17 protein-coding genes are annotated in these 19,773 nt (G+C 70.5%); 8 read left to right on the forward strand and 9 right to left on the reverse strand.

The features are described 5' to 3' along the window. Position 1 precedes the first annotated feature (1 nt). Positions 2–829, forward strand: a complete 828-nt coding sequence (locus AC1MBE_RS03425; RefSeq protein WP_479780918.1) for an alpha/beta fold hydrolase — start codon at positions 2–4, stop codon at positions 827–829. A gap of 97 nt (positions 830–926) precedes the next feature. On the opposite strand, the gene AC1MBE_RS03430 is transcribed toward AC1MBE_RS03425, so the two are convergent. After that, positions 927–2,261, reverse strand: coding sequence for an MFS transporter (locus AC1MBE_RS03430; protein ID WP_346959205.1), 1,335 nt, complete (start codon positions 2,259–2,261; stop codon positions 927–929). Between the two features lie 319 nt (positions 2,262–2,580). Here AC1MBE_RS03430 and AC1MBE_RS03435 point away from each other — a divergent pair, with 319 nt between their 5' ends. The 6 genes from AC1MBE_RS03435 to hpaD all read left to right on the forward strand — a co-directional run bounded on the left by AC1MBE_RS03435 (position 2,581) and on the right by hpaD (position 9,239). Next, a complete protein-coding gene (locus tag AC1MBE_RS03435; protein ID WP_479780920.1) occupies positions 2,581–3,297 on the forward strand; it encodes an IclR family transcriptional regulator in 717 nt (238 codons plus the stop codon). 90 nt (positions 3,298–3,387) lie between these two features. Further along, positions 3,388–4,863, forward strand: coding sequence for a fumarylacetoacetate hydrolase family protein (locus tag AC1MBE_RS03440; protein ID WP_479780922.1), 1,476 nt, complete (start codon positions 3,388–3,390; stop codon positions 4,861–4,863). Then, entirely contained in the window at positions 4,860–5,552 is a 693-nt protein-coding gene (locus tag AC1MBE_RS03445; protein ID WP_479782448.1) for a GntR family transcriptional regulator, read from the forward strand. The genes AC1MBE_RS03440 and AC1MBE_RS03445 overlap by 4 nt, the downstream gene beginning before the upstream one ends. Before the next feature lie 49 nt (positions 5,553–5,601). Further along, positions 5,602–6,546, forward strand: a complete 945-nt coding sequence (dapA, locus tag AC1MBE_RS03450; protein WP_479780923.1) for a 4-hydroxy-tetrahydrodipicolinate synthase — start codon at positions 5,602–5,604, stop codon at positions 6,544–6,546. 52 nt (positions 6,547–6,598) lie between these two features. Further along, the gene (gene hpaE, locus AC1MBE_RS03455; RefSeq protein ID WP_479780925.1) at positions 6,599–8,104 is read left to right on the forward strand and encodes a 5-carboxymethyl-2-hydroxymuconate semialdehyde dehydrogenase; all 1,506 of its coding nucleotides are present in this window, start codon (positions 6,599–6,601) and stop codon (positions 8,102–8,104) included. Positions 8,105–8,165: 61 nt separating this feature from the next. Then, positions 8,166–9,239 (forward strand): 3,4-dihydroxyphenylacetate 2,3-dioxygenase, encoded by a 1,074-nt coding sequence (gene hpaD, locus AC1MBE_RS03460; RefSeq protein WP_479780927.1) that lies wholly within the window; start codon positions 8,166–8,168, stop codon positions 9,237–9,239. A 48-nt stretch (positions 9,240–9,287) separates the two neighbouring features. Here hpaD and AC1MBE_RS03465 read toward each other — a convergent pair whose 3' ends face one another. The 6 genes from AC1MBE_RS03465 to AC1MBE_RS03490 form a co-directional block, all read right to left on the reverse strand. Continuing rightward, complete coding sequence (locus AC1MBE_RS03465) at positions 9,288–10,628, reverse strand: MFS transporter (protein WP_479780929.1); 1,341 nt, start codon at positions 10,626–10,628, stop codon at positions 9,288–9,290. Between the two features lie 89 nt (positions 10,629–10,717). Then, complete coding sequence (locus AC1MBE_RS03470) at positions 10,718–13,801, reverse strand: AAA family ATPase (RefSeq protein ID WP_479780931.1); 3,084 nt, start codon at positions 13,799–13,801, stop codon at positions 10,718–10,720. After that, positions 13,798–14,988 (reverse strand): exonuclease SbcCD subunit D, encoded by a 1,191-nt coding sequence (locus AC1MBE_RS03475; RefSeq protein ID WP_479780933.1) that lies wholly within the window; start codon positions 14,986–14,988, stop codon positions 13,798–13,800. Before AC1MBE_RS03475 ends, AC1MBE_RS03470 begins: the two co-directional genes overlap by 4 nt. A gap of 66 nt (positions 14,989–15,054) precedes the next feature. Further along, a complete protein-coding gene (locus AC1MBE_RS03480; protein ID WP_479780935.1) occupies positions 15,055–15,990 on the reverse strand; it encodes an aquaporin in 936 nt (311 codons plus the stop codon). Between the two features lie 89 nt (positions 15,991–16,079). Continuing rightward, positions 16,080–16,418, reverse strand: a complete 339-nt coding sequence (locus AC1MBE_RS03485) for a DUF202 domain-containing protein (RefSeq protein WP_479780936.1) — start codon at positions 16,416–16,418, stop codon at positions 16,080–16,082. Beyond that, positions 16,415–16,771, reverse strand: coding sequence for a YidH family protein (locus tag AC1MBE_RS03490; protein WP_479780937.1), 357 nt, complete (start codon positions 16,769–16,771; stop codon positions 16,415–16,417). Before AC1MBE_RS03490 ends, AC1MBE_RS03485 begins: the two co-directional genes overlap by 4 nt. Before the next feature lie 142 nt (positions 16,772–16,913). On the opposite strand from AC1MBE_RS03490, the gene AC1MBE_RS03495 reads away from it, so the two are divergent. Next, positions 16,914–18,068 carry an ADP-ribosylglycohydrolase family protein gene (locus AC1MBE_RS03495; protein WP_479780938.1) on the forward strand — a complete coding sequence of 385 codons (1,155 nt, stop codon included), beginning with the start codon at positions 16,914–16,916 and terminating at the stop codon, positions 18,066–18,068. Here AC1MBE_RS03495 and AC1MBE_RS03500 read toward each other — a convergent pair. Together AC1MBE_RS03500 and AC1MBE_RS03505 are read right to left on the reverse strand one after the other, a co-directional pair. Further along, complete coding sequence (locus AC1MBE_RS03500; RefSeq protein WP_479782450.1) at positions 18,055–18,525, reverse strand: DUF4395 domain-containing protein; 471 nt, start codon at positions 18,523–18,525, stop codon at positions 18,055–18,057. The genes AC1MBE_RS03495 and AC1MBE_RS03500 overlap by 14 nt on opposite strands. 173 nt (positions 18,526–18,698) lie before the next feature. Next, positions 18,699–19,727: a 3'-5' exonuclease gene (locus AC1MBE_RS03505; RefSeq protein ID WP_479780939.1), complete on the reverse strand. Its 1,029-nt coding sequence runs from the start codon at positions 19,725–19,727 to the stop codon at positions 18,699–18,701. Positions 19,728–19,773: the final 46 nt, after the last annotated feature.

Consider the following 19,773-nt stretch of genomic DNA (forward strand, 5'->3'; position numbering starts at 1 on the left):
CATGAGCGGCAGGCACACCGGCGAGCAGCATTCCCACACGGTCGAGGGCACCGACCCGCAGCTTTACGTGGGGGTGCACGACCCCAAGCACGACGCCGGGCTGCGTCCGGTGCTGCTGCTGCACGGCTTTTCCTCCTCCTCCAAGCTCAACTGGGAGGACACCGGCTGGATCGCCGCCCTCACCGACGCCGGCCGCCGCGTGATCACCGTGGACCTGCCCGGCCACGGCCGCAGCGGCGCCCCGGAGGACCGGGATTCCTACTCCCCCAGCCGGATCCGGGCGGATCTTTTGCAGATCGCGTTCGACGCCGGCGCCCGCCCGCTGCGCGACGGCGACCCGGCCAGCGGCCTGGATGTCATCGGCTACTCGCTGGGTTCCCGGCTGGCCTGGGAATTCGGCGCCACGCAGCACGAGCTGGTCCACCGGCTGGTACTGGGCGGCCCCAACGTGGCGGACCCGCTGGCGGAGTTCGACCTGGTTGCCGCGCAGCGCTACCTGGCCGACGGCACGCCCATTGCGGACGCTTCCACGGCCGGGCTGCTGAAGATGGCGCAGCTGCTGCCCAGCAACAACATCTTCGCCCTGCTGTCCCTGGTCGAGGCGATCAAGGACGAGCCGTACGATCCCGCCGAGGCCGTCCCGCAGATGCCGGTGCTGCTCGTTGCCGGGGAAAACGACGAGCGGGCCGCGTCCATGCCCGAACTCGCCGCCCTGGGCGCCAGGGCCGGGGCGATGGTGGAACAGCTCATCCTGCCGGCACGGAACCACACGAACGCCGTCACCAGCCGGGCCTTCAAGCAGGGCGCCATCAGCTTCCTGGGCGTCTAAGCGGCGCGGCTGCTCGGCAACACAGGCGAACACAAGAGAGGCACGGACCGCGGTCCGTGCCTCTCTTGTGTTGTGCGTTCCCTACCGGAACAGCTGCCTAGTGGTGGCGGCTGACGCCCAGCGCGCGGCCGCGGGTTTCCTTGGCCAGGATGACGCCGACAGCGGAGATGACGCAGAGGATCATGATGTAGATGCCAATGGAACCGGTCCACTTGGTGCTCTGCAGCAGGGCCTCAGCGATGGTCGCCGCAAAGGCGCCGCCGAGGATGGCACCGAAGGCGTAGCCGATGGAGATGCCCGAGTAGCGGACGTTGGCCGGGAACATCTCGGCGTACATCGCAGACATCGGACCGTAGGACAGGCCCAGGCCGATGGTCAGCACAAACAGGGCCACGCCGTAGAGCACGATGTCCTTGGTGTCGATCAGGGCGAACATCGGGATCATCCAGGCGAACACGATCCCGTAGCCGATCAGGAAGGTCTTGACCCGGCCGATCTTGTCAGAGAGCCAGCCGCCGACCAGGGTGAAAATGAGCCAGCCGAAGGATGCCAGAGTGGTGGCCAGCAGGATCTGCGGGGTGGGCATCTTCAGCGATTTGGTGGCGTAGGAGATGAAGAACGCGATCAGCAGGTAACCGGCGGCGTTGTTGCCGATGAAGATCATCGTGGAGTAGAGGACGGCCTTCTTGTGCTTGCGGACCAGCTCGCCCAGGGGCGCCTTGCTTTCTTCCTTGCGCTCCTGCATCTCCTGGAAGACCGGGCTCTCGGCCACGGCGCGGCGGATCAGGTAACCGACCACAATCAGCACGATCGAGAGCAGGAAGGGCACGCGCCATCCCCAGGCCGCGAAGTCGTCCTTGGACATCGACGTGTTGAGGAAGTACAGCAGGCCGGTGGCGAGGATCATGCCCACCGGAACGCCGATCTGCGGGTAGGCGCCGAACAGGCCGCGCTTGCTCATCGGAGCGTGCTCCACGGCCATCAGGGCTGCGCCGCCCCATTCGCCGCCGGCCGAGAAGCCCTGGATCACCCGCAGCGTGATGAGCAGGATCGGGGCCCACACGCCGATCTGGGCGTAGGTGGGCAGCATGCCGATCAGGGCCGTCGCGGCACCCATCATCACGAGGGTGAAGACCAGCATGGCCTTGCGGCCGAGGCGATCGCCGAGGTGGCCGGCGATGACGGCGCCGAGCGGGCGGAACAGGAAGCTGATGCCAATCAGGGCGAAGGAGAGGATCTGCGCCAGGCCCGGGTTGGAGGCGTTCAGGGGTGCGAGGAAGAGCGGGGACAGCAGCGTTGCTGTCAGTTGGGCGAAGATGAAGAAGTCGTACCACTCGATGGTGGTACCGACCAGCGTCCCGGCGAGGACCTTGCGTTCCTCATGTTTGCTGCTGGGGCCCGCCTCTGAATCGACGGTTGAAGTTACGGTCATTGGAACTCCGTTGCTGGGGGCAGGGGTACTGCCCGGGTGGGTGCGAAGTGAAAAACTAAGTGCCTCATGAATTACTGATCGAACGGTCAGTTAGTAACTGCGATCTTACTACGAAAATTGTGATAAAGCACACATTCCGTCTGATGTGTGCCTGAAGGGGTCGCGCTCGCCCGGAAATGCCGGCGGGGCGGGCTCTTGTCGGCTCCTGACCAAAGTTCTATAATCGAACACACCGTTCTTATATAGAACGTCGTGCCAGAACGGTACTGCACTGTGAGCCGGAGCACAAGACTCACCGCCCGCCAATAGGATGGACTCCATGACCCCGAACGCCGGCAGCAGCCAGGCCCCGCCGTCCCAGACGCTGTCCCGGGGCATCCGCGCCCTGGAGATCCTCGCCGATGCGCCGGAGCCGCTCACCATCGCCGAACTCGCCGACGCCATGGGCGTCCACCGCTCGGTCGCCTACCGCATCCTGCGCACCCTCGAGGACCACTCGCTGCTGGTGCGGGACGACGGCGGACGGGTCCAGCCCGGCCCCGGCCTGGCTGTCCTGGCCCGCGGGGTGGCCCGCAACCTGCAGACCGCCGCCCTGCCCGAGCTGACACAGCTGGCGAACGCCCTGACCATGAGCGCGTTCGTGGCCGTCTGGGACCGCGAGGACTGCGTCACCCTCGTGACCGTCGACCCGCGCCACACCGGTCCCGCCGTGGTCCAGCATCCGGGGTCGCGGCACCCGGTCAGCGCCGGAGCGCCGGGCATCGCGATCCAGTCGGCACTCTCGGAGCAGGAATGGCACCGCCTCGCCCCGGGCATCCCCTACCGGGCCGAGGCGGATGAGGCACGCCGGCGCGGTTACGCGGCCAGCCACGACGAGGTCATTCCGGGCGTCTCCTCGCTGGCCGTGCCCGTCCGGGTTCCCGGCGGCCGGCCGGCCGCCCTGGCGGTGGTTTACATCCGCGCCGCGCAGGATCCGGATGAGGTCGCCGCTGCCCTGGCGGCGAGCGCCGCGCGTATTGAGGCGCAGCTGGGCTGACGCCCCCGCAGTCCGGTTGCCCCTTGACAACCCTCCCCGACTCGGGCAAGTTTGTATCGTATACGATTTCATACTCAATGAGGAGATGCGATGGAGCAGCTTTCGCAGGACACCCTGGCCGCCGCCGGCAAGGTCATCGCGGTGCACATCAACTACCCCAGCCGTGCCGCCCAGCGCGGCCGCACCCCGGAGCAGCCCTCCTACTTCCTCAAGCCCTCCTCCTCGCTGAGCCTCTCCGGCGGCACCGTGGAGCGCCCCGCCGGCTGCGAACTGCTGGCCTTCGAGGGCGAGGTGGCGCTGGTGATCGGCAGCCGGGCCCGCCGCGTCTCCCCCGAGGAAGCCTGGCGCCACGTGCGTTTTGTCACCGCCTCCAACGACCTCGGCGTCTACGACCTGCGCTACGCGGACAAGGGTTCCAACCTGCGCTCCAAGGGCGGCGATGGATTCACCCCCGTGGGACCGGGCCTCATCCCGGCCGCCGAGGTGGACCCCGCAGCCCTCCGCCTCCGCACCTGGCTCAACGGTGAGCTCGTCCAGGAGGACACCACCGCCACCCTGCTCTTCCCCTTCGCCCGCCTCATCGCGGACCTCTCCCAGCTGCTCACCCTGGAGCCGGGCGACATCATCCTGACCGGCACGCCCGCCGGCGCCTCCGTGGCCCAGCCGGGCGACGTGATGGAAGTCGAGGTGGACGCCCCGGACGCCGGTTTCAGTACCGGCAAATTGACGACGACGGCGGCCCAGGGCACCGTGCCGCTCGCCCCCTACGGCGCGCAGCCGCGCAGCGACGACGCCCAGCGCGCCGAGGCCTACGGCACGCCGGCCACGGCCGAAGCGGCGGCCGAGCCGAAAAGCGTGCTGACGCCGGAACTGAAGGCCAAGCTCGAATCCGTCGCCACCGCCACGCTGAGCTCCCAGTTGCGCAAGCGCGGCCTGAACAACGTCAGCATCGACGGCCTGCACTCGACCCGCCCGGACCGCACCGTCGTCGGGCTGGCCCGGACGCTGCGCTACGTGCCCAACCGCGAGGACCTGTTCAAGACCCACGGCGGCGGCTTCAACGCGCAGAAGCGCGCCATCGACTCGCTCCGGGAGGGCGAGATCCTCGTCATGGAGGCCCGCGGCGAAAAGGACACCGGAACGGTCGGGGACATCCTGGCCCTGCGCGCCCAGGTCAACGGCGCCGTGGCCGTCATCACCGACGGCGGCGTCCGCGACGTCACCGCCGTCGGCGCACTGGAGATGCCCACCTTCTTCGCCAACGCCCACCCCGCGGTCCTGGGCCGGCGGCACATCCCGTGGGACGTGGACCTCACCATTTCCTGCGGCGGCGCCACCGTGCAGCCCGGGGACATCATCGTCGGCGACGCCGACGGGATCCTGGTGATCCCGCCGGCCCTCGCCGAGGAAGTGGCCGACGACGCCCTGGTCCAGGAAGCCGAGGAAACGTTCATTGCCGAGATGGTCGCCGCCGGGCACAGCGTGGACGGCCTCTACCCGATGAACGCGCAGTGGCAGGAAAAGTACCGCTCCTGGGCGGCGGACCGCGCCGGGTCCCGGCCATGACCGGCGCCGCGCAAGGCACCGCGGCCGGCACCGCTGCCGGCACCGCCAGCAAGTCGGAGCAGGCGTACGCCGCAATCAAGGCCAGCATTCTCAACGGCGACTACTCCCCCGGCTACCGGCTGGTGCTGGCCAAAATCGCCGAGGACCTCGGCTTCAGCGTCGTCCCGGTCCGCGAAGCCATCCGCCGGCTCGAAGCGGAGAACTTCGTCGTGTTCGAACGCAATGTCGGCGCCACCGTGGCCGGCATCGACCCCACCGAATACCTCTACACAATGCAGACCCTCAGCATCGTCGAAGGCGCCGCCACGGCGTTGTCCGCCCCGCTGATCTCCGCCGCGGACATCGCCCGTGCCCGCGCCGTGAACGAACTGATGCGCGAAAGCCTGGCGAACTTCGACCCGGTCCGCTTCACCGCCCTGAACCGGGACTTCCACAGTGTCCTGTTCGAACACTGCCCCAATCCGCACATCCTGGACCTCGTCCACCGCGGCTGGAACCGGCTGCAGGCATTGCGCTCCTCCACCTTCAGCTACGTGCCCGGCCGGGCCCGGCAGTCGGTCGAGGAACACGAGGCACTGCTGGGGCTGCTGGAGGCAGCCGCCCCGGCGGACGACGTCGAACGCGCCGCCCGCGCGCACCGCGCCGCCACCCTGGATGCATACCTCGCCCACCGGGCTACCGCCCCCTGACCACGGAAAGCCGGCCACGGCTCCCTGACCCGAGCGATAAGGAAAAACAATGAAGTTCCGTTCCGATCCCCAGCAGCACCTCAAAGGCTCCCTCGCCGCGATGTTCACCCCCTTCACCGCGTCCGGCGACGTGGACCACGACAGCCTGCGGAACATGGTCCAGTGGCAGATCGCCAGCGGATCCTCCGGCATCACGATCGGCGGGTCCACCGGCGAGCCCAGCGCCCAGTCCGTCGAGGAACGCGCCGCCGCGATCCGGGCCACCGCGGACGCCATCGGCGACCGGGTGCCTTTCATGGCCGGCACCGGCACGGCGAAACTGCAGGAGACGCTGGAACTGACACAGGCCGCCGTCGACGCCGGCGCGGACGCGTCGATGATCATCACCCCGTACTACTCCCGGCCCACGCAGGAGGCGCTGTACCGCTGGTACGCCACCATCGCCACCGAGTTCCCGCAGATGCCGTTCGTGATCTACAACGTGCCGTCCCGCACCGCAGTGGACATGGCCCCGGAAACCGTGGCCCGGCTGTTCCGCGACTTCGACAACATCGTGGGCATCAAGGAGACCACCAAGGACTTCGAACACTTCTCCCGCGTGATGCACCTGGCCGGCAAGGACCTGCTGGTCTGGTCCGGGATCGAGCTGCTGTGCCTGCCGCTGATGGCGATCGGCGGCGTCGGCTTCATCTCGGCGCTGGCAAACATCGCACCGAAGGCGTCCGCGGACATGTACCAGGCCTGGATGGAGGGCGACTTCGAGACCGCCCGGAAGATCCACTACGGCGTCCACCCGCTCGTGGACCTGTTGTTCGTCGAGACCAACCCGGCGCCGAGCAAATGGCTGATGGCCGAGGCGGGGCTGATCTCCTCCGACTACGTCCGCCCGCCGCTCATCACGCCCACCGACGCCGGGCTGAAGAAAATCACCGAACTGATGGAGGCCGGCCGGGAGTACCTCACCCCGGTGGACGGCTTCCGGATCGCCAAGTAACAGCTGCACCGCAGCACACCGCAACTTCACCGCCGAAGCAAAGGATTGACCCATGGCTGAGCACTACATTCCGGACGATCTGCCCACCCGCATCCAGCACTACATCGACGGCCAGTTCGTCGACTCCGTCAGCGGCAAGACCTTCGACGTGCTGGACCCCGTCTCCAACGAGACGTATGCCACCGCCGCGGCCGGACAGCAGGAGGACATCGGCCTCGCCGTCGCCGCCGCCCGCCGGGCCTTCACCGAGGGCCCGTGGCCCAGGATGAAACCGCGCGAACGCGCCCGCGTCCTGAACAAGATCGCCGACGCCGTCGAGGCCCAGGAGACCCGGCTGGCGCAGCTGGAGACGTTCGACACCGGCCTGCCGATCACCCAGGCCAAGGGCCAGGCGCTGCGGGCGGCGGAGAACTTCCGCTTCTTCGCCGACCTGATCGTGGCGCAGTTCGACGACGCCATGAAGGTCCCCGGCGCGCAGATCAACTACGTCAACCGCAAGCCGATCGGCGTCGCCGGCCTCATCACGCCGTGGAACACGCCGTTCATGCTGGAGTCCTGGAAGCTCGCCCCGGCGCTGGCCACCGGCAACTGCGTGGTGCTCAAGCCGGCCGAGTTCACGCCGCTGTCCGCCTCGCTCTGGGCCAAGATCTTCAAGGACGCGGGCCTGCCCGACGGCGTCTTCAACCTGGTCAACGGCCTCGGCGAGGAAGCCGGCGACGCCCTAGTCAAGCACCCGGACGTGCCGCTGATCTCCTTCACCGGCGAAACCACCACGGGCAAGACGATCTTCCGCAACGCCGCGGAGAACCTGAAGGGCCTGTCGATGGAACTGGGCGGCAAGAGCCCGGCGATCATCTTCGACGACGCCGACCTCGACGCCGCGATCGACTCAACCCTGTTCGGCGTCTTCTCGCTCAACGGCGAGCGCTGCACGGCCGGCTCCCGGATCCTGGTCCAGCGCGGCATCTATGACGAGTTCTGCGAGAAGTACGCCGCCCGCGCGAAGAACATCGTCGTCGGTGACCCGCACGACCCGAAAACCGAGGTCGGCGCGCTGGTGCACCCCGAGCACTACGAGAAGGTCGCCCGGTATGTCGAGATCGGCAAGTCCGAGGGCCGGCTGCTGGCCGGCGGCGGACGGCCCGAGGGACTGCCCACCGGAAACTACATCGCCCCGACGGTCTTCGCCGACGTCGCCCCGGACGCCCGGATCTTTCAGGAGGAGATCTTCGGCCCGGTCGTGGCGATCACGCCGTTCGAGGACGACGCCGAGGCCCTGGCCCTGGCGAACAACACCCGCTACGGCCTGGCCGGGTACGTCTGGACCAACGACCTGACCCGGGCGCACAACTTTTCGCAGAATTTGGAGGCGGGCATGGTCTGGCTCAACAGCCACAACGTCCGGGACCTGCGTACGCCGTTCGGCGGCGTCAAGGCCTCGGGCCTCGGCCACGAGGGCGGCTACCGCTCGATCGATTTCTACACCGACCAGCAGGCCGTCCACATCACGCTGGGCAGCGTCCACACCCCGAAGTTCGGCGCAGCCGCCCAAAAGTAAGGCAGCACTGAGGCTACCGCCGCCCGCCACCGCACCCGCCAGCTCAAAGAGGAGTCACATCATGGCCAACGACATCATCACCCCCACCGCCCCGGCGCCGGACATTGTCCGCTGCGCCTACATGGACCTCGTGGTCACCGACCTGGAAAAATCCCGCGCGTTCTACGTGGACCTGCTCGGCCTGCACGTGACGTACGAGGATGAGGACGCGATCTACCTGCGTTCGTTCGAGGAGTTCATCCACCACAACCTGGTGCTGCGCAAGGGCCCGGTGGCGGCCGCCGCCGCGTTCGCCTACCGGGTCCGCACCCCCGAAGACGTGGACAAGGCCGAGGCCTACTTCGCCGAGATGGGCTGCCGCACGGAGCGCCGCAAGGACGGCTTCGCCCGCGGGATCGGCGACGCGGTCCGGGTGGAGGACCCGCTGGGCTTCCCCTACGAGTTCTTCTACGAGGTGGAGCACGTGGAGCGCCTCACCCAGCGCTACGACCTCTACAGCGCCGGCGAGCTGGTCCGGCTGGACCACTTCAACCAGGTCACCCCCGACGTGCCGCGCGGCCGGAAGTACCTTGAGGACCTGGGTTTCCGGGTCTCCGAGGACATCAAGGACTCCGATGGCGTCACCTACGCGGCCTGGATGCACCGTAAGCAGACAGTGCACGACACCGCCCTGACCGGCGGCGACGGCCCGCGGATGCACCACATCGCCTTCTCCACACACGAGAAGCACAACATCATCCAGATCTGCGACAAGATGGGCGCGCTGCGGATCTCGGACCGGATCGAGCGCGGCCCCGGCCGGCACGGCGTGTCCAACGCCTTCTACCTCTACATCCTGGACCCCGACGGGCACCGGGTGGAGATCTACACCCAGGACTACTACACCGGCGACCCGGACAACCCCACAGTGACCTGGGACGTGCACGACAACCAGCGCCGCGACTGGTGGGGCAACCCCGTGGTTCCGAGCTGGTACACCGAGGCCTCCCTGGTCCTGGACCTCGACGGCAAGCCGCAGCCGCTCGTGGTCCGCACCGACAGCAGCGAAATGGCCGTCACGGTCGGCGCCGACGGCTTCGCCTACACCCGCGAGCCCGGCGAGGAGCGCGGCTTCAAGCTCGGCTCCCAGCTCTAACCACTCGACCGGCCCCGGCGAGGCGGCCGCCGTCGTCGTCAGCTGGGGCTACGCGGCCGTCGTCGTCTTTGTCCGTCGCCCGAGGACGACGGCGGCTGCCGCGCCGAGCAGGAACAGCGCCGCCGCGGCGCAGACCGGAACCAGGAACGCGGCCGAATAGCCGACATTCTGTGCCAGCTGCCCCGCGACGGACGAACCCACCGCGGTGCCGGCGACGATGCCGCTGGCCAGCGCGGTCATCACCGTGCCGAGTTTCCCTGCCGGGGCCACGACCCCGCCGATCGCGAACACGGTGACCATCAGCGGACCCACCGGCAGGCCCAGGACCAGCAGCACCAGGATCATCGGCAGTGCGGTCGAGGGCAGCAGCAGCAGCGCCGCGAGCCCGGTCATCAGCGCCGCGCAGGCCAGCCAGCGGGCATTCACGCTGAACCGCCGCGGCCAGTAGGCGACCGACAGCGCCGCGGCGGCCGAACTCAGCCCCATCACGGCGTACAGCAGCCCCGCCAGCTCCGAGGTGGCGAAGCTGGCCGAGAACGAACTCAGCGAGGTCTGGGTGGAGCCAAAGAAGGTGCCCATGCAGACCATGGCTAGGACCGGCAGCCCGACGGCGGCGTAGCCGGCCGCCCGCTGCCTGGCCGTCAGGGTCTTCCTATGCACCCGGGCGGCATCCGCGGCCGCCCGGCTCCGGGCCGGGGTGCGCGGCACGGCGCGGTGCGTCGGGTGCATGGCGAAGGCGGGAACCAGGGTGAGGGTTAGCACGGCGGCGAGGGCGAGCGGCAGCCACGGGCTGACCAGGCTGGCCAGGATTCCCACCAGGGCCGGGCCCAGCACGAAGGTCAGCTCGTCGGCGGTGCTCTCATAGGACAGCGCGGTGTCCAGGTCCTCCGGGTGTCCGCCGCCGGCGCCGCGGGAGCTCAGGGCCATCCAGCGGACCCGGGCCAGCGGGCCGACCTGCGGGCAGCTGGCGCCGGCGACGAACGCTGCGGCGAGCACCGGAACGGCGGCAGCCAGCTCCGGACCGCCCGGGACCAGGTACGCGGCGAGGATCAGTGCGGTCACGGCCGCCGTGTTAAAGACCGCGGAAACGAGCAGGACGGGGCGTTGGCCGAGCCGGTCGGCCAGGGCCCCCAGCACCGGGGCGCCGAGTGCCGAACCGACGCCGACGGCCCCGGCTGCGGCGCCGCCCACCGCATAGGAGCCGCTGACAGCGGTGACGAGCGTGAGGGCGCCGACGGTCAGCATGGCCAGCGGAAGGCGGGCGAAAAGTCCCAGCGGGATGAAACTCCGGCCGGCCAGCAGGGGCAGCCGGGCGAAGCGGCCGCCGCTGCGGGGTGCCGCGGAGACCGCAGCGGAAGGGGACGTCGTGGAAGACGGTGAAGGGGTCATGTTTTCGGGTTCGTTCGATCGTGCGCATCGTCCCTCCTCCCGATGCGCGCGACCCGGTAACCCTGCGATTATACCCGAGCCGGCAGGCCTCAGGCCTGGGCGTCGTCGGAGATGTGCAGGGTGGAACCGTTGCGGCCCTTGACCACCTGCAGCTGCGTGGTGATCCGCTGCTTCATTTCCGCCACATGGCTCACAAGCCCCACCACCCGGCCGCCGTCGCGGAGTCCTTCGAGGGCGTCCATGACCTGTTCAAGGGACTGTTCGTCGAGGCTGCCGAAGCCCTCGTCCACGAAGAGGGTCTCGATGTCCACCCCGCCGGATTCCATTTGCACCACGTCCGCCAAGCCCAGGGCCAGTGCCAGCGACGCCATAAAGGACTCCCCGCCGGAGAGGGTGGCGGTGTCGCGGCGCTGGCCGGTCCACTGGTCCACCACTTCCAGGCCCAGCCCGGATTTCTGCCCGCGGGCTGCCTTGGCGTCGGTGTGCTGCAGCGTGTACCGGCCGTCGCTCATACCGATCAGCCGCTCCGAGGCCGCGGCCGCCACCTGTTCCAGCCGGGCCGCCAGCACGTAGCTGTTCAGGCTCATCCGGTAGTTGTTGTCCCCGCCGCCCCGCGCTGCCTCGGCCACGGCGCTCCACAGCGCCGCCCGTTCCCGGGGTTCCCGCCCGGCGGCGGCCTGGTCCGCGTACTCTTCCGTGATCCGGGCCAGGGTCCGCACCGACTTCGCGGCAAGTCCGGCGGCCAGCGCGGCTTCCCGGGCCGCCCGCTGAGCCGCTTCGGCGTCTTCCCGGAGCTGGGCGAGCCCGGCATGGTCAACGGGTCCGTCCGCTGCCAGCTCCCGGGCGGCCTGGGTGAGCTCCTCGCCGGCGAAGAGCTCCTCCAGCCGGGCGGCCTCGTCCCGGCCGGCCCGGACAGCCGCTTCCAGCCCGGCTGCGTCCGGGGCCGGGAGCAACACAGCGCGGGCTGCGGCGGCGGACTCGAAGCCGGCTGCCGGCAGGGCCTGCTCCAGCTGGACGCGGGACTCCGCGCTCCGTCCGCGGGCCTGTTCGAGGCTGCCCGCGGCCGCGTCGGCCCGCTCCAGCAGGGCCGTCGTTCCGCGGACCGCGGCGAGCCGGGCGTCGAGCGTTGCGTGGCCGGAGCGCAGGCCCGCCAGGGCGGCCTCCAGGTCCTCGGCCTGCCCCCGCACCTCGCTGAGGGTGGACTCGGTCTGCACGATCCCCGACGCGGCCTCCGTCCGGGCTTGCTCCGCCGCCAGGATCTCCTCCTCCAGCGCGGACCGCCGGGCCCGGTTGGCTGCCAGCTCCGCGGCGGCGCGGGTGGCTTCGTCCACCCGTTCCTTCGCCAGGGCAGCGTCGCTGCGGGCAACGTCGGGCGCGGTGTCCCCGCCTTGCGCGGCCAGCACGGCGAGGTTCTGCCGGGCTTCGCCCAGCTCGCGTTCCAGCGCCGACAGCGCGGCTTCGGCCGTTTCTGCGTCCAGCTGGGCGGCCTGTTCGGCTTCGGCGATGGCCAGCGCGGAGGCTGCGGCCGGCGCCGGAGCGGGATGTTCGGCGCTGCCGCAGACCGGGCACGGGTGGTCCGGGACCAGCTGGGCTGCCAGCTCCGCGGCGGCGTTGGCGAGCCGCGCCTCCCGGAGGTCGAGCCAGTGCTGCCGGCGGTCCTGGTGCGTGTCGCGGGCCAGACGGTGGCGTTCCGTGATCCGGGCGCAGTTTTCCGCGGCCGAGGCGTGCCGGCCCACGATGGCCACCAGCTCGTCCGCGGCCGCGTACTCCTTGGTGCGCAGCTGGACTTCGGCTGCGAGTTCCTCAAGCGGGGCCAGCGCCGCCTGGAGCGCGGCCGACTCGGCCCGCAGCGTGTCCAGCACCGCGGCGCCGGAGAGCTGGGCAGTGCGGAGTCCGGCCAGGGTGTTCTGCAGTTCGGTGCTGCGCTTGAGGAGGCCGGCCAGCCGTTTCTCGTCCGGCAGCCGCTCTTCCAGGACCGCCCGGAGGGAGCGGAGCCGGCCGAGCTCGGTCCGCAGCACACCGCCGTCGACGAGCGGACCGTCAGCCCCGCCGGAATCACCGGAATCACCGGAATGCGGCAGCCCGGCGGCCAGCGCGCCCAGTTCCGGGTCGGTGAGCGCCGCGGACCGCAGCTCTGCGGCCGCGGCGGCGGCAGCAGCGGCGGCGCGTTCCTCTGCGGCCTGGGCGCTGTCGACCGCCTGCAGCTGGCCGCCGAGAACTTCGGCTTTCCGGTGCTGCTCAAGCCGTCCGGCCTTGTCCTGCAGCTCCGGGGCGGCTGCCTCGGCCGCTGCCCGGCGCTGCTCGGCTGCCGCGAGTTTCGCCTGCCGTGCGGCGCGCGCCGCGGTGTCTTCCAGCCGGGCAGCCAGCCCGGCGCCGGCGCTGTCTGCTGCGGCTGCCGCGGCCTGGCGTTCCCCGGCGGCCGTCGCGGCACCGTCCTCAAGCCAGGCCAGCAGCGCCTCCGCGTCCTCCCGGCCCGGGGCCTCGTCAGTGTCCAGGCCGAGGCCCGCGGTTTCCGCTTCGGCCTGGGCCAGCAGCAACGCGAGCTTGTTGTTGAGGCTTTCCACTGCGCTGCGCGCCGCGGCGGCGCGGCGTCCCAGTTCCAGTTCCACCGCTTCGAAGCGCTGCGTGCCGAAGAGGCTTTGGAGCAGCACCAGCCGCTCGGAGGCTTTCGAGCGCAGGAAAGCCGCGAAGTCGCCCTGCGGCAGCATCACAACACGGGTGAACTGCTCCCGGTCCATGCCGAGCAGGGCGGTGATCTCGGCCCCCGCCTCGTCGTTGCGGCCGGACTTTTCCAGCCACGCGCCGTCCACCCGCTCGCGCAGCAGCGTGTTGGCCTTTTGCTCGGTGAAACCGTTTTTGCCCCGGGCGCTGGGTTTGTTCCAGGCGGGTGTCCGGGACACTTGGAAATGCCGGCCCTGGGCGGAGAACTCGCAGGTGACCCGCGGCTCCGCGGCGGGGTCGGCGTGGTCGCTGCGCAGCCGTTTGCCCTCCTGCCGCGCCCCGGGCACCGAGCCGTAAAGGGCGAAGCAGATGGCGTCCAGGACGCTGGTCTTCCCGGCCCCGGTGGCGCCGTTGAGCAGGAACAGCCCGTGCGCGCTGAGCCGGTCGAAGTCGATCTGCTCGGTGCCGGCGAAGGGGCCGAACGCGGAAATTTCCAGGCGGTGGATCCTCACCGGGACACCCCTTCCAGTCGGACGGTTTCCAGGGCTTCGGCCAGGATGCCGGATTCGGCCTCGTCGGCACTGCGGCCCCGTACATGCTCGAGGAACCCGCAGCAAATCTCGAGGTCGTCGCCGGCCTGGGCCAGCCTGCTGCTGTAGCTGGTCTTCGCGGAAGCTTCGGCGCCTTCGGGATCGAAACCCAGCACGAGGGTGTCGGGAAAGCGGGCGCGCAGCCGTTCCATGGCCTGGTTCGGGCGTTGCGCATCGGTCAGCGTGACCTGGCAGTACGCGCCCTCCGCCCAGGCGTGCTCCTCATCGGTGAGCAGGTCCTCCAGTTTGCCGCGCAGGACGGCGAGGCGGCGCGGGGCGTCCCAGTGGACTTCGGTGACGGCGGTGATGCCGCTGGCGTCGACGTCGATCAGCCAGCCGCCCTTCTGGTGCTTTGCCTCGGAGAACGAGTAGGCCAGCGGCGAACCGGAATAGCGGACGGCGGGCGAGAGCGACTGCCGGCCGTGGAGGTGGCCCAGCGCGGTGTAGCTGAAGCCGTCGAAGAGATCCAGCGGCACGGCGCCCACCCCGCCGATGCTCAGGTCCCGTTCGCTGTCCGAGCTGATCCCGCCGCTGGCGAAGGTGTGGGCCAGCACCACCGAATGGACGGTCCGGTCCCTGGACCGGACGGCGAGGTCCGCGCGGACCAGCGCGGTGGCGGCGCGCGTTACCTCGAAGTGGCTGGCCGTCTCGACGCCCAGCTGGGCGGCGACCAGCCGCGGCTCCAGCCACGGGATGCCGTAGATCGCCAGCACCGGACCGGCGCCGGCGTCATTGGATTCGGCGTCGCCCGTGAGCGGCAGCAGCAGCGGCGTGTCCAGCTCCCCGAGCCGGGTGCTCAGGTGCACTCCCCCGCGCTCCAGCAGCCGGGAGGCAAAGCCGAGCCGGATGGCGGAGTCATGGTTGCCGCTGGTCAGCACCACTTTTGCACCGGCGGCGCTCAGCCGCACCAAGGCGTCGTCCAGCAGGCCCACGACGTCGACGCCGGGCAGCGCACGGTCGTACACATCGCCCGCGATCAGGACGACGTCGACCGACTGTTCGCGGACGACGCCGACCAACTGGTCGATGAAGGCGCGCTGGGCGTCGAGCATCCCGACGCCGTGGAACGACCGGCCCAAATGCCAGTCCGAGGTGTGCAATAACCGCATGCCACTACGCTATCGGCTGCCACTGACACTCTTGCGCACCGGCCCCCGCGCCGGGGGTGGCGGGCGTTACGGCGTGCGTTTGTCGAAGAAGTCCCGGGCCTCGTCAGCGGGCGCGGCGGGCGCGACCGGAACGGCGGGCGCGCCGTCGTCAGCGTCATGGTGACCGTCGCCGTCGTGGGCGTCGTCGCCGAACCCGTCCTCCGGCGCCCGTCCCGGGGTAGCGGAAACCGGCACCGCCCCACCCGGAGTGTGGGCAAAACCACGGAACACCAGTCCGGCAACGGCGGCACCGACCAGCGGCGCCACCCAGAAGAGCCACAGCTGGCCCAGGGCGTCCGGGCTGCTGAACAGCGCGGACGCCGTGGCGCGCGCCGGGTTGAAGGGGGTGTTCCCGATGCTCTGGCCCAGCTGCAGCAGCGCCGCCCAGCTCAGGCCCACGGCGAACGGCGCCGCGGCCCTGGCCGGATTCCGGGCCGCCGCGGTGCCGAGGTAGACCGCCACCAGCAGGGCGGCGCCGAGCACCTCGACCAGCAGGACTCCGGCCATCGGTGCCTGGATGACCGAGCGCGCGTCGAAGCCGGCCGCGACCGTGTCGAACGCGGTGCGGGTTCCGTTGAGCTTGGGGACGGTGCGCAGCACGCCGAACAAGGCCAGCGCCCCCAGCAGGGCACCCGCCAACTGCGCGCCGAGGTACGCCGCGGCGTCAACCGGCCTGATCCGGCCGGCGATCGCGTTGCCCACCGTCACGGCGGGGTTGAAGTGGCCGCCGGAGAGGTACCCGAAGGCCAGCATGGCCGCGGTGAGGGCCAGTCCCGCGGCCAGCGACGCGGACATCGGGTTGTACTGCGGAACGGCGAACAGCGGCACGCCCAGGCCCACGACCACCACGAACAGGGATCCGAGGGCCTCGGCGGAGAGCCGGGCGACCAGGCCCGGCCGGTCGTCGGGGACGGTACCCGGCTGGGCTCCGCCCGGTCCGGGGGCTGGCATGGGCTTAGTCATGGTCGAGGGGTTCCTTTGGCTGGGGGCAGGGTCTGCTTGGAGTCTGCCAGCGGAGTCTGGGCGTTGGCTGGAGCCCCGCCGGCCGGCCGTTACGGCCCAAGGACAATCGCAGCCACCGTGCTCGCGGCGAGCGCAAGGACCGCGGCGGTCGCGCTGAACATCAGCCCCGCCGGAGCGGCGCCGGTTGACGTGCGCAGCTGCCGGGAGCGCAACCGCACGCAGACCAGCAGGACCGCAGTGGAGCCGAGCGCCGCGGCGGCGCACAGGCCGAGGTAGTCAAAGCTGCCGGGGGTGCCGGTCCCCGGTCCGGACAATGCCCAGGTGCGCCAGATGAACAGGTCGGCGACGACGAGGGCCAGCAGGGTCCGGCCCCAGGACAGGGTGGTGCGCTCCGGCTGCAGCCCGGGGTCCCGCGGCGGCGCTGTCACCGGGCGATGAAAATCAGGATGGCAATGGTGAGAGCGGCGACGCCGACGCCGACGGTCATGACCAGCATCAGCCCGGAGTAGGGCAGGTCCCGGTTGTTGCGCATGGCGGCTTCCATCCGGCCCCAGCGATGGTACGCCAGGGCTGCCAGTCCGGCGCCAAGGAGCGCCAGCACGACGCAGATGGCGATGCGCACGGGAGCCGGAGCGATGTTGGGGGCCAGCTGGTCGATGGCCAGCGCACCCGCGATCAGGGCCAGTGAGGTCCTCAGCCAGGCCAGGAAGGTCCGCTCGTTGGCCAGCGTAAACCTGTAGTCGGGCGTGCTGCCTGTCTTCCGCCACGCTGGTTCGCGCATCGCTCTCCCCTGCTCGTGTCCGCCGGTTGGGTCCGCCGGTTGGGTCCGCGGCGCCGGGACCACGACCGCGCCAACAGCACCCTACCGGGATACGGCGGGCACCCGTGACGTACCGGGCCCCGCACCGGGTAAATTTGAAGGCATGAGCACCGAGTCCGGCAGCAACCCGGCGGCAGCCCCTGCGCCGTCCCACAAGTCCCGCATCCACGCCTGCCTGCTGGGAGGGGCGCTGGGCGATTCGCTGGGCTACGCCGTGGAATTCGAGAAGATCGACGCGATCCGCGCCACGTACGGACCCGCCGGGCTGCGGGACTTCGCCGAGCTCGACGGCGTCAGTCACTTCTCCGACGACACCCAGATGACCCTGTACACCGTGGACGGCCTGCTGGAGGCGCTCGAGTGGGCGAATTCGGGCGTTGCGGCGGACACGAATGCGTGCCTCTGGCTTGCCTACCTGCGCTGGCTGGCCAGCCAGGGCGTCGCACTGCCGGACTCCGCGCCGTTCCAGCCGCCGCGCTGGATCGACAGCCACGATGTGCTCCGGCACCGCCGCGCGCCGGGCAACGCCTGCCTCAGCGGCCTCGCCACCGGGGAAATGGGAACCGTGTACCGGCCGGTGAACCCGGAGTCCAAGGGCTGCGGCACGGTGATGCGCTCGGCCCCGTTCGGCTTGATCCCGTACGTCGCGGCGGAGGCGGTGTACAAGATGAGTGCGGATGCGGCGTCTCTGACCCACGGGCACCCCTCGGCCCGGCAGAGCGCTGGCGTGTTCAGCCTGCTGATCCATGCGCTGGTGAGCGGCAAGGACCTGCATGAAGCCGCCGGCGCCGCGCTCTCGCAGCTGGAGGAACGCCGGCTGCCGAAGGGCGAGGATCCCGATCCGGCCCTGGTGGACCGCCTGGCGGCCGCGCTGCGCCTGGCCGCAGCGGCAGCACCGGGGGCCGACTCCGCCGGCGACGCCGCCGGTGGCCTGCTCGACGCCGAGGAACTGGTGCGTGAACTGGGCGAGGGGTGGGTGGCCGAGGAGGCTCTCGCCGTCGGGCTCTACGCCGTGCTGGCCACCGCCCCGGACCCGACGGCCGCCGGGGCGGCGGGCCCGGCGGAGCACTTCCGAGCCGCGATCGCGGTGGCAGTGAACCACAGCGGTGACAGTGATTCCACCGCTTCGATCGCCGGCAACATCCTGGGGGCGCACTACGGCGAGGACTGCCTGCCGGCGGACTGGCTGGCGGCGCTTGAGGCTCCGGAAGTGATCCGCGGCATGGCCGAGCGGCTGGCGGCGGTTACGGGCGCCTGAGCGAAATGTTGTTGCAGGCTTCGCAGACATCTTCGGGGATGAGGCCGCGGCGCTGCAGCAGCCCAAAGACCGCGCAGCCGAGGCAGAACCCGGCAAAGGCTTCCAGCGAGGCGGCAATGATAAGCACTGCGAGCAGGATCCAGGCGGCAGGCGCCAGGCCCGCGGCGAAGAGGACGGTGGCCGCCGTGGAGAGGGCCGCGCCGATGCCCTGCGCAAAGCGCTTGGGCGGGCCGGGGACCAGCCGCTTCTTGCCCAGCAGCGGCGTCAGAACCTTGACCGAGAGCACGCCGAAGGGCGAAATGCGCGGCCCGAACAGCACCCGCAGCCAGAATCCGGCGGCGATGACCGCCAGCCCCCAGCCGAAGCCGGTCAGGAGCGTGACGAGGGAGAGCAGGACCACCAGCGCCGCGGTGATCCGCGCGGAGTACTCGTTGACCGGATTGGGGAAAGCGAACATCTTGGCCCAGTTGATTCCGCCCCGCGGTTCAGCGGCGGGAGCCTGCGGTGGGCGTGCCGGTGCAGAGATCAGTTTGCTCATCGTTCAAGGCTAGGAGCGGCCCGGGCACGGGCGAAATGATTGTTGCGCAGTATGACCTGCAGGCGGACCGCCGCCGGCAGTGCGTCGACCGGCTAACCTGCCTGGGCCACCGCTGCGGCGGCGACGTGGCCGCCCACCATCTGCAGGAACTCCCCCTCGGAGAGGACCTCGATCCGCTGGCCGCGTTCATGCAGTTCCAGGACCCGGCGTGCCTTGCCGGTCAGCCGGCCCGAACGCAGGTCGGCCGCGACAAACCCGTCGCCCACCACCAGGACCGTGGTGCGCGCGGTAACGCGGCTCTCGGGCCTGGCTCCCAGCTCGGCGGAGCGCAGTTTTGCCTCGGGCCGCGGAATCGCCAGCTCGCCGGTGAACACCACGGTCTGCCCGAACAGGGGGTGGTCCGGTTCGGCCCCGGCGTTGGGCACCGGGTTGGCGCCCTCTTCCGGCCAGCCGGGCCGGAACGGGCGGGCCGCGGGAGCCGTGCCCTGCCCGCTGGCCAGTGCCTCGAGGGCGGAGCGGGTGGCCTTGGAGAGCGGATCCCGGCGCGGGTCGAAGGCCGGCTGGCGGGACACGGTCAGACCCAGCGAGAGGTAGAGTTCCGCGATGCTGGCGGCGCCGTTGCGGGCGGCGATGTCGATCAGGATGCCGGCGCAGGCCCGGGCGTCCTCGGCGGCGTCGTGGTGGTTCAGCAGCGGGACGCCGGCCTCCTCGGCGGCGTACGGCAGCGAGTTGGACACCAGCGAGTAGCAGCGCCGGGAGAGCATGACGGTGCAGACATAGTCGTAGGCCGGGCCGGGCAGACCGGAAACCTCCAGGCCGGAACGGATCACACCCAGGTCGAAGGCAGCGTTGTGGGCGGCCAGCACATCGCCGCCGATGAACGCGCCGATCTCGGGGAACAGGTCCCCGAAGCGGGGCAGGCCGGCCACCTGCTCGGGCCGGATGCCGTGGATGCGCACGTTGTGGTGGTCAAAAGCGTCGTGGTTCTCCGGCGGCCGCATCAGCCAGGAGGCCTCCTCGACGACGACGCCGCCGCGCACCTTGCTCAGGCCGACGGCGCACGGCGAGCCGCGGAAGCCGTTCGCGGTCTCAAAGTCGATCGCCGTAAAGTCCAAACCCACGCACCAAACTTTACCGCCGGATCGGGCACAGCCCCGTCAAGTACCC

It is taken from the genome of Arthrobacter sp. BG5, assembly GCF_056680155.1.